The organism is Litoribaculum gwangyangense, from assembly GCF_039543505.1.
Lineage (GTDB): Bacteria > Bacteroidota > Bacteroidia > Flavobacteriales > Flavobacteriaceae > Litoribaculum > Litoribaculum gwangyangense.
The window spans coordinates 335,488-352,292 of record NZ_BAABJW010000004.1 but is presented as its reverse complement, the minus strand read 5'-3'; the positions used below and the strand labels follow the sequence as shown (position 1 = coordinate 352,292).

General features: G+C 34.1%; 14 protein-coding genes. 1 reads left to right on the top strand and 13 read right to left on the bottom strand.

Annotated elements, in window-relative coordinates:
* Nucleotides 1-63: 63 nt before the first annotated feature.
* Both ABD963_RS12795 and ABD963_RS12790 read right to left on the bottom strand, forming a co-directional pair.
* Entirely contained in the window at nucleotides 64-1,623 is a 1,560-nt protein-coding gene (locus ABD963_RS12795) for a RagB/SusD family nutrient uptake outer membrane protein (RefSeq protein WP_345277411.1), read from the bottom strand.
* Between the two features lie 11 nt (nucleotides 1,624-1,634).
* On the bottom strand, nucleotides 1,635-4,721 hold the full coding sequence (locus ABD963_RS12790) for a SusC/RagA family TonB-linked outer membrane protein (protein WP_345277409.1): 3,087 nt from the start codon (nucleotides 4,719-4,721) through the stop codon (nucleotides 1,635-1,637).
* A gap of 416 nt (nucleotides 4,722-5,137) precedes the next feature.
* Here ABD963_RS12790 and ABD963_RS12785 point away from each other — a divergent pair, with 416 nt between their 5' ends.
* Nucleotides 5,138-6,160, top strand: a complete 1,023-nt coding sequence (locus tag ABD963_RS12785) for a LacI family DNA-binding transcriptional regulator (protein ID WP_345277407.1) — start codon at nucleotides 5,138-5,140, stop codon at nucleotides 6,158-6,160.
* Between the two features lie 15 nt (nucleotides 6,161-6,175).
* Here ABD963_RS12785 and ABD963_RS12780 read toward each other — a convergent pair whose 3' ends face one another.
* The 11 genes from ABD963_RS12780 to ABD963_RS12730 form a co-directional block, all read right to left on the bottom strand.
* Nucleotides 6,176-7,057: a carbohydrate kinase family protein gene (locus tag ABD963_RS12780; RefSeq protein WP_345277405.1), complete on the bottom strand. Its 882-nt coding sequence runs from the start codon at nucleotides 7,055-7,057 to the stop codon at nucleotides 6,176-6,178.
* Between the two features lie 2 nt (nucleotides 7,058-7,059).
* Nucleotides 7,060-8,673 carry a glycoside hydrolase family 32 protein gene (locus tag ABD963_RS12775; protein WP_345277403.1) on the bottom strand — a complete coding sequence of 538 codons (1,614 nt, stop codon included), beginning with the start codon at nucleotides 8,671-8,673 and terminating at the stop codon, nucleotides 7,060-7,062.
* Complete coding sequence (locus ABD963_RS12770) at nucleotides 8,663-9,988, bottom strand: sugar porter family MFS transporter (RefSeq protein ID WP_345277401.1); 1,326 nt, start codon at nucleotides 9,986-9,988, stop codon at nucleotides 8,663-8,665. Before ABD963_RS12770 ends, ABD963_RS12775 begins: the two co-directional genes overlap by 11 nt.
* A gap of 141 nt (nucleotides 9,989-10,129) precedes the next feature.
* Entirely contained in the window at nucleotides 10,130-10,729 is a 600-nt protein-coding gene (locus ABD963_RS12765) for a nucleotidyltransferase family protein (RefSeq protein ID WP_345277399.1), read from the bottom strand.
* Nucleotides 10,726-11,757 carry an XdhC family protein gene (locus ABD963_RS12760; protein WP_345277398.1) on the bottom strand — a complete coding sequence of 344 codons (1,032 nt, stop codon included), beginning with the start codon at nucleotides 11,755-11,757 and terminating at the stop codon, nucleotides 10,726-10,728. The genes ABD963_RS12765 and ABD963_RS12760 overlap by 4 nt, the downstream gene beginning before the upstream one ends.
* A 101-nt stretch (nucleotides 11,758-11,858) precedes the next feature.
* Entirely contained in the window at nucleotides 11,859-12,128 is a 270-nt protein-coding gene (locus tag ABD963_RS12755) for a hypothetical protein (RefSeq protein WP_345277395.1), read from the bottom strand.
* A 256-nt stretch (nucleotides 12,129-12,384) separates the two neighbouring features.
* Entirely contained in the window at nucleotides 12,385-13,155 is a 771-nt protein-coding gene (locus tag ABD963_RS12750; RefSeq protein ID WP_345277393.1) for a hypothetical protein, read from the bottom strand.
* A 230-nt stretch (nucleotides 13,156-13,385) separates the two neighbouring features.
* A complete protein-coding gene (locus ABD963_RS12745) occupies nucleotides 13,386-13,703 on the bottom strand; it encodes a rhodanese-like domain-containing protein (RefSeq protein WP_345277391.1) in 318 nt (105 codons plus the stop codon).
* 108 nt (nucleotides 13,704-13,811) lie between these two features.
* Nucleotides 13,812-14,432 carry a thioredoxin family protein gene (locus ABD963_RS12740; RefSeq protein ID WP_345277389.1) on the bottom strand — a complete coding sequence of 207 codons (621 nt, stop codon included), beginning with the start codon at nucleotides 14,430-14,432 and terminating at the stop codon, nucleotides 13,812-13,814.
* A gap of 7 nt (nucleotides 14,433-14,439) precedes the next feature.
* The gene (locus tag ABD963_RS12735; RefSeq protein WP_345277387.1) at nucleotides 14,440-14,976 is read right to left on the bottom strand and encodes a TlpA family protein disulfide reductase; all 537 of its coding nucleotides are present in this window, start codon (nucleotides 14,974-14,976) and stop codon (nucleotides 14,440-14,442) included.
* A 75-nt stretch (nucleotides 14,977-15,051) separates the two neighbouring features.
* On the bottom strand, nucleotides 15,052-16,776 hold the full coding sequence (locus tag ABD963_RS12730) for a T9SS type B sorting domain-containing protein (RefSeq protein ID WP_345277385.1): 1,725 nt from the start codon (nucleotides 16,774-16,776) through the stop codon (nucleotides 15,052-15,054).
* Between the last annotated feature and the right edge of the window lie 29 nt (nucleotides 16,777-16,805).

Here is a 16,805-nt window from a genome sequence, read left to right as displayed (position 1 = left end):
TACATAAAATTAAAAAAACGCTCTTAAATAAGAGCGTTTTTTTAATATAAATTATCCAAAATATTAATATCCTGGGTTTTGTACAAGATTCGGGTTAGATAAAATTGCATTTGTCGGAATTGGGAATAATCTCTTCGTATTATCGGTATTATTTTTAAATTCCCAAGTATCCGCAAACTTATTAAAGCGGATTAAATCCATTCTTCGCACATACTCGTCATACAATTCTCTACCTCTTTCCGCCAACATATCAGATTCTGTAACACTACCAAGTGGCTGCGCTTTTCTTAAAGTTCTTAAAGTGTTAACCATTGCTGTTACATCGCTTCCACTACGCATCATGGCTTCGGCTTTCATTAAATAAGCATCTGAATATCTAAATATAATTTGTCCAGTATACAAACCAAATTCGTCTCCGTTACCAGGAGAGTATTTTAAAACACGAATCCCTGTAATATCGTTATTACCAATAAGACCTGGCAACTCTCTTGTAAATGCTAATGTCCTACCTCCTCTTGCCGCAAGAGGGGCTCCGCTAGCATCATATTGCTGTCCTATTAAGAAACCGAATCCAAAACCATTATTTTCCCCATTTGCGGTTGTTGCATCAGGCACCCAGCCTCTGCGCTCTTCTTGTCCATCTCCTACATAATTGGAATTAGGATTACCCTCAAATAAATCATAAAAAGAAGCTAAGGTGGTAAATCCATTCCAGCCGCCTCCACCATTTTCCGGATGTGCTTGACTGTAATGCAACCCTTTCCACATCTTATGATTTACTTCAGCATTCGTCCAAAAAACTCTCTCACTGTTTGCCGTTCCGTCAAACATTTCAAAATAACCATCATGTAATGAGTATCCCTCTGCAGTTATAGCATCTACTGCAGTAATTACCCCAGGCATATCAGCAGCGTCTGGACTTGTACCGCCTCTATAGATACCTGCATTTAACAAAACTCTTGCCTTTAAGAAATAAGCAGCAGCCTTACTGGCTCTGCTAGTAGCACCATTAGGCCCAACAGAAGGCAGATCTGGAATTGCAGCATCCAAATCGCTCAAAACTAAATCTAAGGCTTCTGTGCTAGATAATACTTTTGGATTTACATCCGGACCTTCATCCACCTCTCTAAAAGGAACCTGACCAAAATGATCTAAAATTTGCCAGATTGCAAATGCTCTCACAAACTTAGCTTCTGCAACTTGTTGAGCACTTGCATTACTTCTTGAATCTATAAGTTCATTACAAGCAAATGCCAATTGGTTCCATTGGTTCCATACATTTAAAACAAAAAAATGCGTTGGATCCCAAGAATGTAAATGTAATTGTCTCCAAATACCATTATCTCCCCAATCGGTTCCTCGGGTTGGCACTAAATACTCATCGGAAGTAACTTCCGCTAGCGCATAAGTATTTTCCTGACTAGCATAAATACCAATAATCTGGTTATAAATATTTGTCAAACTTTGACTAGGATTTTCAACACCTGTAAATCCACCACCGCTTCCTTCAGAAACAATGGAATCTTCGACTATTAAGTCTAGGTCTGTACAAGATGATATAGTTGCTAGCGCCATAAAGCATGTTAGCAAGTAACTAAAGTTTTTAAATGTTCTTTTTTTCATTTTCTTTTTTTTTAAAATTTAGCAAATAGTCCAAATGTAAATGTAGTCGGGTTTGGATATGATACGTAGTCAATTCCTGCCGTTGGCAAACCATTAAGAGGATCTTGCCCTTGTGTACTAACTTCAGGATCTGGACCACTGTAAGGAGTAATCACAAATAAATTCTGTCCCGTTAACGATAAACGCAACATTTTTACTCTAGCATCTTCTCTTAATTTGAAGTTATATCCAATAGACGCATTCTGTAACCTTAAGAAATCACCATTCTCTAAAAATCTATCAGATACAGCCGCTTCTGCCTGGCCTGATTCTCCAACTGTCACAACGTCTGGAGTTACATTACGCTGTCCTGCAATAGCACCACCTGTAAAAAATGCGTTTCTAGTATTGTTATAAATATAGGCGCCATATTGTCCAGCTAGATACGCGGAGAAATCCCAGTTCTTGTATGAGATATTCGTAGAAAAACCACCAACAAAATCAGGCAACGCCGATTTTCCTGTAAATTTCTGAATATCATCAGAAATTGGTTGTCCATTAGCATCAAAGCCCTCAAAAGATCTAGTAAAATAAGAGAACAATGGTTGACCACCAGCTAACATTTGTGCAAAGGCATTTGATAATCCTTGCCCAAAAATAGTTCCAGCCTGTATCTGACCATTAAAATCTTGGAGCTCATTTTCATTGTAAGATACGTTAAAACTAGCATCCCAAGTAAAATCCTCCTGCTCTATAATAGCATAATTGATAGCAAATTCAATACCTTGGTTTAAAACCGTGGCATCCAAGTTTTGGAAGAAGAATGGCTGTGGTGATGGTTGAGCTGCCGTAATCCTCAACAATAAATCTTTTGTCTCTTTTCGGTACACATCGATACTACCACTAAGGCGGTCATTATTAAATCCAAAATCTATACCCGCACCATAGGAAACCGTTTCTTCCCATTTTAAATCAGGATTTGCAAAAGCCACCGCTGATAAACCGGGATTACGGATGTTACCACCATTTTCAATATTTAGTCCTCCATATCTTTCTCTACGAACAAAGTTACCATAACCTAACCCATCCTGGTTACCCGTGATACCTGCATTTAAACGTAATTTCAATGTTGATACATTGTCTCCAATAAAATCTTCCTCATTTATTTTCCAAGCAAAAGCACCTGAGGGAAATATACCATATTGGTTGTCTTCAGAAAAACGTGAAGAACCATCGGCTCTAACTGTTGCCGTAAATAAATATTTATTGGCTATGGTATAATTAATTCTTGCAAACACCGATTGAATTTCATCAGTGGTATCAAAATAATCTCCAAAAATACTCGACAATGGCAAATTTGCAGGCCCAATTAAGTTATCCGTCGTTGCAGAAGGGAATAATCTATTAATGAAATTCCCATTTGGCGCAATAGCCCACTGCTGATAGCTTCCGCTTAAGCCCGATTCAACTAAATTTGCAGCATCCACCAAAACATTGTACATCTCTGATATTCCAGTTACATCTCCGTAGCCCCTTCCTTGCACATTTCTTCCACTTCTTCCAAAATCTTGAAATGAATAACCAAGGAGTGCATCAATTTTCGAATTTCCAAAATCCTTGTTATAATTAAGCGTGAATTCCAAAAGACGGTTTTCAACATCAACCTCTCCTAGATATCCTCGTCCTACTCCAAATATATCATCTGCTAGATTCCTTCCTAAAGAACTTGCGGCAATATTTCTATCGGATTTGGATTGATCGTAACCCAAATTAAGCTTTGCTGTAAGCTCTGGAGTTACTTGATATTCAGCAAACCCATTTAAAAGGAATCTATTTACATAAGCCCTGTTCTTAACATAAGTAGCAAAAGCCGCAGGAGTAGCTAAACCAGCTCCTGTATCATAGTCAGGGTCAGTAGGCCATGTAGGATTTGCCGAATATGCTGCTCCTATTAAATCGCCACGAAAACCAGCACTAGAACTTATACCAGGCCCTCTGTTATTTTCAAAGGAATAGGTTGTTTGAAGACCTAATTTCAATTTATCATCAAATAAACGCTGATTGGCATTTATTCTAGCTGTAAAACGTTCCAAGCCCGAACTAGCAACAACTCCCTTTTGGTCCCCATAACTAACCGTTGCTCTAACATTACCAGACTCATAATTATTATTGTATGCAAAATTATGATTCGTGGAGATGGCATCTCTAAATATATAATCTTGCCAATCAGTAGAAGAACCTGCATCGGCATCGATAGGATCACCTCCAAATTGATCTACGGCATCCAAGAATTCTTCTTTTCCAAGCAAATCATAATCATTTCTGATTGTTGAAACACTTATATTCGAAGAGTATTCGAACGACTCTCCTATTAAACCTCTACCAGACTTCGTTGTAATAATAACAACACCATTGGCACCACGAGATCCATAAATTGCTGTTGCAGATGCATCTTTAAGCACACTAATACTTTCAATATCATTTGGATTTAAGAAGTTTAAAGGGTTTTGAGCTCCACTAGATCCAAAACCTAAATCAGCTGAACCTGCAGAAGATGCATCTCCTGCTAAAGGCACGCCATCAACCACAAATAATGGATTGTTGTTCGAACGAATGGAAGCAGTACCTCGAATACGGATGTTAATTCCCGCACCTGGTTGACCACTAGTCTGCGCTATCTGGATACCTGCGGTTTTACCTTGAATTAATTGTTCAGGTGATGCAATCACACCTCGGTTAAAGTCTTCAGAACTTACAGAACTAACTGCACCTGTGGCATCCTTAACTGTTGTAGTACCATAACCGATAACTACCACCTCATCAAGTTGAGCAGCGTCTTCAGCCAAAGTAACATTTACTGTTGTGCGAGAAACAACAACTTCCTGAGTCAAATATCCAAGAAAGGAAAATACTAAGGTATCTCCATTATTGGCATTTATTTGATACTCCCCATCAAAATTAGTAACAGTTCCTGTTGTTGTACCTTTAACTATAACGTTAACTCCAGGCAACGGACCTGAAGGATCTGAAACAACTCCCGAAACAGTTTGGGCATAAATAAAACTTCCAAGTAGCAAGGCTAGAGGAAGCAAAAGCTTTTTTAGTAATTTGTTTTTCATATTGAGTTTAGTTAATAAATTAGTGTAATTAAATTATGTTTGTTTTTGTGGTGTTAAAATGATGTTAATTAATTAGCGAATTTTGCATTTTATAAGGGTAATTAAAAGAAAAATATTAAAAAAAGCTTAGTTTTTTTACCGAAATCGTTTTCGGTAATTGCTAGTTTAATAAAATAAGACGTTAATAATCCATTTATGTTAAAATTTAAGATTAAAATTTTTTTTTATCCAAAAAAAACAAGAATAAATTATGATTTTGACATTCTGAATATAGAGGATTTATTTGTCTTTTACAAATTTTTATTATTCGACTGTAAAACTTAATACCTAGAAAAGCGAAAAAAATATTTCTAATGAGAGACTTTACAATATATTTTAGTTATATTCATGATACTAACTGAACTAACTAATTTTTAATGGCTAAAGTTACTTTAAAAGGTCTGGCAAAAACATTAAATCTTTCAACCTCCACAGTTTCGAAGGCTTTAAAAGACTATCCAGATATTAACGCTGAAACCAAACAAAAGGTTAAGGAATTAGCAGAACGCTTAAATTATACCCCAAACTCATTTGCTGTTAGCCTTAGAATGAAAGAGTCCAAAACCATTGGAGTTATTATTCCTACCATGGTTCATTATTTTTTCTCAAATGTTATTGATGGCATACTTAAAGAAGCTGAGAAAAGAAATTACATGGTTATTCTCATGCAATCGAATGAAGATTATGATTTGGAAAAAAAACAAGTTGATTTACTTTTAAATAAAGGCGTTGATGGTATTTTAATTTCTTTATCAAATAAAACTAGAGACTTTAATCATTTAAAAAAAATTATTGAAAGTAACATCCCGTTGGTGTTATTTGATAAAATTGCTAAAACCATTAATTGCTCTAAAGTTTTAATAGATGACAGGAAAGCGGCCTATGATGCTGTAAGTTTTTTGATAAATAAAGGATATAAACGAATTGCTCATTTTCGTGGCGATTTAAACCCCCAAAATTCAATAGACCGGTTTTTAGGATATAAAAAAGCTTTATTAGACCATAATATTGATTTTGACCCTTCATTGGTTTACATATGTAACAATAACTCTGATTTTTCTGATGGCTATGAAAATGCCAGAAAATTGATACAAGACCACGGAAATGGAGTCGATGCCCTTTTTACTGTAAATGACCTAATTGCTATTGGTGCTTTAAGCTATTTTAACGAAAATAAAATAAAAGTTCCTGAAAGAATTGCTTTGTTCGGGTTTAGCAATTGGTTTATGACAAAAATCACAACACCCTCTTTATCTTCGATAGATCAAAATGCTTTTAAAATGGGTGTAGAATCCACTAAAGTTTTATTTGATGAAATCGATAGCATTCATAAAGGAAAGAAAATTGAATTCAAAAAAATAATAATTGATACCGAATTGATTATCAGGAACTCATGTTGAGCCTTTGAAAAAGATTTATAGCTGCATTAGGTTTTGTACTTCCCTTGCTGAAATTTTTGGATTTGCACCGTCCTTTGATGCTACCAAAGCCCCTACAGCACAGGCAGTATTTAAACATTCCTCAGGCCTTTTTCCCTGTAAAATTCCATCTATTAAAGTGGCTAAAAACGAGTCTCCTGCCCCAACAGTATCCTTAACACTTACTTTGTATCCCGAGCTTCTAAAAAAAGTGTCATTAGTATAAAATATAGCGCCATCGCCACCTAGAGTTACACATATATTTTTGGTATTTGTTTTGCTTGATATGAAATTGATATTATCTTCCAAAACATCAGACCTAAAATTAAAAAATGTACAAATCTCAATTAATTCATCATCATTAAATTTTATGAAATCGGCTTCCTTCATGAGTTTTTCTAGAAGAATCATATGGTAATGTGGGGCTCTAAGATTAACATCAAAAACCTTGTATCTTGCAAGTTTTAGAAGCTCAAATAGCGTGATTCCGGAAACTTCATTTCTAGCTACCAGGCTACCAAAAATAAAAGCATCTGAATTTTGAACTAAGTCTTTTGAGGTCTTTTTTAACACAATAAAATCCCAAGCGCAAGGATATTCGATAGTGTATGTTGCAGAACCTTTGCTATCTAAAATAACGTTAACATGACTTGTTTGATATTCGTCATTTATTTGAATTTCATCAGCAGAAATACCATTTTCTTTTATAAAATCGATTATTTGTTTTCCATCAGGATCGCTTCCAACACTACTAATCATAGTAACATCATTGCCAAAGGAATTTAAACGTAAAGCCACATTTAAGGGTGCCCCTCCTATTTTTTTATGCGTTGGAAAAACATCCCATAGTACCTCACCAAAACAAACTACTTTAGACATATTTACTTAAACTTAAATTCTTGAATTTTCACGTTTTCAATTTTAAAAGTTTTATCTTTTGAAGATAAAGAAAATTTATCAAAAGGGGCATTAGGGAAAAATAACTCCGTCATTACCACTTCACCGTCATTATAAAAAACCTCAACCGATGTTTTATCCAATAGAATTTGAACACTTAACTCACGTAAAATTTCAGAAGTTTTCACTGTAGAAATTTTTGGAGCAAACTTTTCAGAGAAATCTACTTTTCCAGATTTGGTCCTGTTAATGAAAAATTCCGTTTCCATATTATTTAAGCCTAATGAAAGCATATCACCTTCTTTATTGAAAAACAGAAAGTCGTAATTAGTTTCTTTTAAATCCTTTAAATCAAAGGCAATATTTATATTAGCTAGATTGATATTTGAATGATTGATTAAATCTTCTAATTCCTTTGAATTTACTAAATCTTTTTGAATAGTATTTTCAGCATAATTATAAAGTTCATCAACTGGTAAACTCTCTAAATAATAGTTTTCATTAATCTTTTTAAGCTGAAGGTCCCTAGGAATAGTCATCGCACTTCGCCATTTGAAAGTAGGAACATCTCTGGCATAATCCCAATTAGACATCCAACCAATAAACAATGTTCTTCCATCAGTTTCGGGTATGTTAGACCAAGTGACTCCTGCGTAATTATCTTTACCGTAATCCAACCAAATAGAATCTTTAGCTTCTAATTGATGTGAAAAATCATCATCCATAACAAACCTGTTACCATCAAAATCACCTACAAAATATTGGGTGGCACTGCCTCCATTTGGACCTCCAGGATTTATGCTAACCAATAAAACCCATTTTATTTCATCACTATTTTCAACTTTCATAGAAAATAAATCTGGGCATTCCCAAACGCCTCCATGTCCTCCTATACTTTCTCCAAAATCAGATTCCAATGTCCATTCCTTTAAATTAAAAGAACTATAAAACATGACTTTATTTCCAGCAGCCAATGTCATAATCCATTTATTATTTGCCTCATCCCACATTACTTTTGGATCTCTAAAATCCTTAATTCCAGGATTTGGAATCACAGGATTCTTGTCATATTTTGTCCAAGTCATGCCTTCATCTAAAGAATATGCAATGGCTTGGGTTTGATAATCTATTTTACCATCTTTCTCCATATCCATGTTATGATAGGTGAAAATAGCTACAACTGGCATGATGCCATTTTTACCAAACCCAGAGGTATTATTTTTATCAACCACGGCACTTCCTGAAAAAATGAGTCCTGAATCATCAGGGTAAAGGGCGATAGCTTGCTCTTCCCAAGTAATCATATCTTTACTTGTTGCATGACCCCAATGCATGGGTCCCCAAACATTTCCGTAAGGATAATATTGAAAATATAAATGATATGTACCATTTAGATAAAACATCCCGTTGGGGTCGTTCATCCAATTAGCTTTTGGAGTGAAATGAAAATTTGGTCTGTATAAAGCTTCCTCTAAACTGATTTCTTGAGTTGAAACCGCTTCTAAATTGCTTTCTTTTTTTTCATTTTTACAACTTGGTAAAACTATTGAAAGTGCAAAGAGAATCGATAGTATATAATAAAGGTTCTTACTTGTCATCTCTAATGAGTTTTTTACTAAGTTCTTCCAATGAAATACCTTTGGTTTCTGGCATCATGAAAATGACGAATATCAATTGAAAAACCATCATTATTGCAAAAATCATAAAGACTACACCTGCTCCAATAGTCGAAAAAAGCATAGGAACTAAAGATGGGATTATTGCTGCCAATACCCAATGTGTCGAGGTGCCAAACGACTGACCACTTGCTCGTAAATGGTTTGGGAATATTTCTGAAATATATACCCAAATGATAGCGCCTTGACCTATGGCATGTGATGCAATAAACATGAATAAAAATATCGGAACTGCTAAACCTTCCCAATTTAAAAAAAATGCCATTGAAACCAAACTTAATGAGATGATATAACCTATGGAGCCCATATACATCAATACTTTTCTGCCCAATCTATCAATTAAAAAAACACCCAAAAGGGTAAACAATAAATTGGTAATTCCTATACCAATGCTGCTTAATAAGGCTGTGCTTTCACCTAAACCGGCTTCTTCAAAAATTCGTGGCGCATAATACAAAAAAGCATTAATCCCCGAAAATTGGTTGAACATGGCTATTAAAAACGCTAGCATGAGTGGAAATCGATACCTTTTCATAAAAATGTTTTCGCCCGAAGTATGGCTTTCACTTTCGGTTTTTATTTCCTGCATAAGTTTTTCAGAATCTCCATCTGGATTGATAATTTCCAATACCTTTTTAGCTTCCTCACTTCTACCTTTTGAAATGAGCCACCTCGGGCTTTTTGGAACCGTAAAGATTAGTATCGTATAAATTAGGGCAGGAAATGCCTCCACTCCAATCATCCAACGCCATGCATTTTCACCAACATTTCGCAATAAATAATTCGATAAAAACGCTACCAAAATTCCTAATACAATGTTGAATTGATATAGCGCCACTAAACGTCCTCTATCTTTTGCAGGAGAAATTTCAGAAACATAAGCTGGTGCAGCAATGGTTGATGCGCCTACACCTATACCGCCTAAAAATCTAAAAAAAGCAAATGTGTAGGGATCATTTACCAACGCAGAACCAATCGCAGAAATAAAATAAAACAGTCCTATCCAAATTAATGTTTTCTTTCTTCCCAATCGGTTGGTGGGAATGCCTCCAAACAAAGCTCCAAACACGGTACCCCATAAGGCCATGGCCATAACAACGGAACCATGAAAAGCATCGGAAGAACCCCAAAGAGATTGTAATTTTTTATCGGCTCCAGAAATAACTACGGTATCAAATCCAAACAAAAAACCAGCCAATGCTGCAGTAATGGACCATATTAAAATTTTGTTATTCACAATTTAGTTTGGTTAGTTTTAAATCAGTTAGTTAAATTAATCAAAATTCAAATAGATTATTTTTTACACATGATTAATTAATTGATTACTGCTCGAAATCGATTTCGATTTCACTGAATTAGACTAATAAATAGTGATTCTTTAACTATTTTTTAGAATTTGCTCATAATCCTGAGGTGTGTCAATATCTTTTAAAATATCGGAAGAGTTTAATTCAAACGAAATAATATTGGAGTTTGGGCTATTTAAAAATGCTTTTGCTCCTTTATCGCCTTCTAATTTCATAAGATTTTCAAAACTACATGAGGGAAAAATTGCAGGCACCCCTTTTTTATTTGAGTAGGTTGATGCCATTATTTTATCGGTGTTATTATTAAATAAATCAATTAATTTATTGATATAATTCGAGTCTACATGAGGTTGGTCAGCCAACAAAATCAGAACGGCATCTACTTGTTCTTGCAACGAATTTAAATACTCCATTCCAGCAACAATACTGGAACTCAAGCCACTTTCCCAATTTGGATTTTCAATAAAAGTAACAGTATCCATTTTAGTTTCCTTTTTAATGACTTCAGAACTGGCTCCCAAGACACAAAATACTCTATTTGCTTTTGAGCCCAATGCATTTTTTAAAACAATCTGCAAAAGTGTAGAATTTTTATAAGGCAATAACTGCTTTATGGCACCCATTCTAGAGGCACTTCCAGCAGCTAATATCAATATGGCTATATTTCTCAATTTTGAGAATGGATTTTACCAGAAATGGTTTTTAAACTAATAGGTTTCCTATTTCTGATGACCGATAAAATTTCAGATATGATGGATAGCGCAATTTCTTCGGGTGTAATGGCACCAAGATTTAATCCAGCTGGACTATAAATAGTGTCTAAAAAACCATCATTAAATTCGGAAGTATAATCAAACAAATCGCTTTGTAGTTGCGCACGCCTTTTGGCAGAGCCCAGAATACCAATGTACGGCAATTTGCAATCCTTTAATTTTAAAAGATATCTTAAATCTTGCGCATAATTATGTGTCATTAAAACAACTGCACATTCTTTATCTAAACCATCCAAAATAAAGGCTTCCGGTGTATTAGCAGTGACCGTTTTTGCTCCAGGAAAATCCAGTAGTTTTTTAGGGTCTTTTATGGATGTCACTACATCAACCTCCCATCCTAAAAGTGCTGCCATTTTACAAAGTCTGACTGCATCGTGCTCGCCCCCTATAATGAGTAATTTAAAACATGGAGGCAGTGATTGAGAAAACATTTGAATGGTTTCATCTTCTGTTTTTTGATTTTTATCTTTTTCAAAAAAAGTGAATCTTTCATTGTTTTCAAAAACGATTGTTGATGAGAAATCAATTAGGCATTCATCCTGTTTTTTATAGTATGAGTTTATGGTAAATGTGGTTCTTTTTTCTATTTGATTAAAAAAGGCATTTTCAAACTCTTTTGAAACCTCAAAAGGCTCTAATAAAATATACAATACACCCTCGCAACCCAAACGGTACCTACCGTCATAGGTCATTATTTTAGGTTTACCATTTTCAAATACAGATTGTGCTCTGCGCCATACTTCTTTTTCTACACAACCACCACTAACAGCTCCAACCATATTCCCATTACTGGACAGTAACATTCTAACTCCGGGATGCCTATAAGAGGAACCATCTAGGGCTACTACTGTTGCCAATACATTCTTAACATTAGAAGCTTGATTGAACAAAGCTGCTTGCACAATTTGTTTAAATTCGTGTGTCATTCCTCTAAAATAACAAAACAGAATTAATTAGGCCGTATATTTTAAAACTAAAAAGCCCATACAAATAATATTTGCATGGGCCTATTTTAAGTTATTAATTTTTAGCTCACTTTTTGCTTGGCTTTCATTTTTTCCAACAACATGAGCTCATGTTGTATTTCCTCTTTTCGTTTATTAAAAGCTTTTACTCTTTCATCAATAATTTCCTGATTTTTCAAACGTCTTTGTCGTCGTAACTCTTCTTTCTCCATCTGTTTCTTTTGTTCATTCTTTTGAACCATTTTCTCTCTAAAAACAGATAAATAAGAATAACCATACATGCTTAAAAACAATAAAGCAATAATTCCTAATATGACGTAACCGTTTTCCATATTTTTTATAAAATGAAGGATTTAATAATTTATTAAATGTAGGTGCTAAAAATTACATGATTTATAATCCAGACACAATAAATACAATTAATGGTAAATTTAGATAGATTTACCCCTTCAAGAAAAATAAAAAAGATGAATTACCAAAAAAAAAGTTGAATGCTAATATTCACATAAAAGCCTTCACTCTTTTTTAGTTTAGCGAAGGCTTTTATTGTAAAATAGTAGGTTAAATGACCTCAAATAAAAATTTTAATTATTGACCACTCATATAAGCATTGAATGTCCATATTTCGTCCCAAGTATTAGTAAAAACGCTATCACCCATGTTTATGAATTTTTGCCACTGGTCTTTTCCTATTGTTTTGTCAAAAGTATCTCGAAAGGACACATCGTTGTCAAAATCTGTCCAGTTTTTGTAAAAACTAACCGCAGCTACATGCCTGCCTAAGTTACCTTGTCTAAACTGATTGTAATACAAACCCCAGGGGTTTACACCATCCATAGCCTTTACTGTTTTTCCCACCATTTCAAAAAATGAGTCCATGGCATAACCATGATCGTCATCAACCTCTCCATATCTCACAAATACAATAGGAAACTTAGAGTTATCCCCATCCATCATAGACATGTTAGACAACTTATCATCCATAGTCCAATATTCACTGGTATGGACTTTTTTTATGTAAGGCATTACATTATCTCTCCAATCTTCATCATGCCCATTAGCACTTGGTCGAGCATCTAGGTGTTTAAACATCAAAGGGCCCATCATCCATACAATATTTCCTGTATTAGGTCCTGTTGAAATATTATAAACTGATGATTTGTAAACTCCGTCCTTGTGATACTTTGCATTGTGGGCGCGAATATTGTCTCCTAAAACTTTTAACTTAGCATTGTCTGGAGTTAGCATAATAGATTCAAGCATCGTATAATTCTTTGAACCTTCTTGCGCATTTACTGTAAAATTAGCACTTATACAGATAAGCACCATAAACAATAGTGAAATTGATTTTTTAATCATAATAAAAATTATTTGTTTGGTTAGTTTAATGCTACGCGTAACCTTTACACATAGTGCTAAAATTAATAGGGGAATTAATACTGAAACAGATTTCTACTTAAATAATCATCTGTTGAGAGATCAGAATTTGGAGATTCTCAAATATACACTTTTTTACATTTCTTTGGAAGTGAAAAGTAAAAAAATTAAGGTAAGTCTTTAAGGATATTTTTAGTATTGGAATTTAGGCATTAATCAATATCTACAACATCACCAGTCCATTGTAACATGCCTCCCTCTAAGTTATATGCGTTTTCAAATCCAAGCTCCTCCATGATTTTACAAGCTTGACCACTTCTATTTCCAGAACGACAGTATACATAATAACTTTTGGTTTTGTCAAGTTTTTCAATTTCATTTATAAATTCTTGACCGGTATATATGTCTAAATGAATGGCATTAGGTATGATGCCATCAGCTACCTCAGCATCTGTTCTTACATCAATTATTACAGCATTGTCATCATTGGCTAGCTGGTCTTTCCATTCTTCTTGTGATAAATCTCCCATGTTGTTTATTAATATTTACATACCACAAAACTACCATTAAAATATAATACTTAAAAAAAAATCTGAAGCATTATAACTTCAGATTTCATAATCTTAATTTTAAACTAATTATACTTTAATTGAACAACCAATTGCTTTAGTTTCTTTTTCATTAATCTCCTTGCCACTAAGTAAAGCATCTACAGCAAGCTCAACATATTTGGTGGTTACGGCAGAAGCATCTTGATAATTATCATCAATAGCCCCTATATATTTCACAATATTACCTTTTTTTGTTTTTTGAAGCACGAACATATGTGGTGTTTTTGTGGCTCCATATTTGGGATAAACCGTTTGGTCCTCGTCTATAAGATATGGAAAAGTAAATCCTTTCTCTTTTGCCCTTTTTTTCATTTCTGGTAAAGCATCGCCTGGTTGAACTTTGGTGTTATTTGGCATAATTGCGATGACAGGATATCCTTTTGAGGCATATTTTTTATTTAACGCTATAATTCTATCCTCATATTTCACAGCAAATGGGCACGTATTACATGTAAATGTCACAATAAATCCTTTTGCATCTTCATAATCAGCCAAAGACACCATCTTTCCATCTATGTTTTTTAATGAAAAATCATCGGCTACATCACCAATTTTGTAACCATTACTATACATTGTTTTACTCGCTGTAAAAGCACTAATAAGGAGCAACAAACATGCTGCAAAAAATAATTTAATTGTTTTTTTCATCTTAATTTTATTTTAAAAATTGTTTTAATTCGGTTTCCAATTCATCATATGTAAATGATCGCTCAAAAAATTTCTTAGTATCATTTTTATAGATAATAGTTGCTGGAATTGAACCAGACCAAGTCTCATCCACTTTTGGTATCCAAGTGTTCATGTCTACATCGTTTAAAGCAATCACTTTTGAAGCTAATTTTCTTTCTTTTATAAATGGTTTTAGTTTGGAATCGTACAAGTGTGGAAAATCCAAACTCACTAAGATAACTTCAACCTTTTCATTTTTATAATTTAAGTTTAATTTTTCAAAATATGGTAATTCCTTTACACATGGAGCGCACCAAGTGGCCCAAAAATTAATAACATAAATTTTGTTATTTTTTTGGTTTAAAAATTTTTCAAATCCGTCATAATCGTAAACCTCTAAATCAAGGTTTTTTATTGTGGAATCCTCATTTCCTAAATTTTGTGAAACATCCACCTTTCCCTTTTGAAAATTGTTACAGGAAATCAAAGTGAGAAATAGGACGACACATATTTTTAATTTCATACTTAAATTGCTTTTTATTCCTTTAAAATTATGCATTACCTAACAATTCGCTATGGTCTTTAACATAAAATTAAGTTACCTTCTCAAAGAAAAATGCCCTTTATACACTTTACCATTTGAATCCTTTGCCCTATACCAATAATCTGAATTTGGCAAAGGTTTACTGTTTACAGTTCCATTCCAACCTTCACTATAAGGATTCAGTTGCTTTATAAGCTTTCCATATTGATTATAAATAAAAATGGTTTCCATTTTAAAATCGTCATCGCTTTGAGGCTTATATTGCCAAAAATCATTAAATCCATCTCCATTAGGAGTAAAAAATCTTGGGAAGGCTTTATCATTTAAATTTGAAATTCGGAACTCTGCCTTACCACAACCATTTTTATTACGCACATAAATCGCTTGCGTGTCTGGTGGTGCACTAGGAAAAAAATTGCTGTCTTGAAAAGGTCCTTTTTCACTTGTAATAGAGTATTCATAATTTCCAAGTCCAGACATTTGAATTAAAATCTCAAGTGCGCCATCAACATCCTTAACAGAAACATTTTCAATCGCTAAAAATCCGTTGGATTCAATAACCCTAAACTCTTTTAGAGATGCACATTCGATCGCAGAATTATCGCTTTGACTGTAGTTAAAAGCCTCATAAATATATTGTCCCGTATCACTAGTATTCAATTGCTTTTCTTCAGAAATCAAAATGGCTTCACCATTAATTGGGTTAACATAATACCATCGATACCCATCGGCTTGATCTGAAGAACTGATTACATTACTTGGTTCGTTTACACAAATCTCAACTTCATCGGGAAAATCAATAACAGGATTTAGAGTCCTCAATTCACCCGTATCAATATCAAAAAAAGGTCCACAACCCAAAATTGTTGAAAAACTAGTTTGAACACAGCCTAACGCCCTACCCGAACTATTGAAAGGTATAATGCGAATAAAGTACAAGCTATTGTTCTCAAAGTTTAAAACGAAAGTAGAATTTGTTGAAAAAATTCCCTCATCTAAAATATCATTTTCAAAGGGTGTAGAACCTATACTTACTATGTAGCCTGTAGCTCCTAAAGAAGCTTCCCATTCAATTAATGGCGATAATGGTACATTAGTTTGGCCATTAATTGGATAGGTAATAGAACTACAATTTGGCAATGCGGCAATAGCACCAGTTGTAAAACGTTCCTCTGAACAGGCACTTAAACTTCCATTTTTGTTATATGGTACTACGCTTACAAAAATTTCGGTTAGCGGTGGAAAATCAACAGTAGGATTATATTCCAAAACATTGCCCAAATCTAAATTATTGATTAAATCTCCAGCTCCAGATATAGTGCCTAGGGTTAAAAAATACCCTGTAGCACCCAAAGCATAATTCCAACTAATATTGGAACCTATATTTATACCGGTTGCATTATTTGTTGGTGATTTAAGAACTGTACAAGCTGGCACTGTGGTAATATTTTCTGTAAAGAATGATTCTGTTTGACAAACTATATCAGCTCGATTGAAGAAAAATAGTGTAATGGTTACAAAAATTTCGGTGTTATCTGGCAAACCTAAAGGAGGGGTATAAAAATTGCCCCCAGTTTGTGTAGAAGCCAAATCGCTACCACCAGAAAATGTCCCAATGTTTATAATGTATCCTGTTACTCCCTCTACATTATTCCACCTTATGGTAGTGTTAATAGGGACATTAGTAGCTCCATTTATTGGACTGGTAAGACTCGGACATGCTTGACCGTTTATAGCAGTAATCGTTAAAAAGCATAATATAAATAATAATGTTCTCATTAGAGACAAGCTTGTAATATTTATTTTGG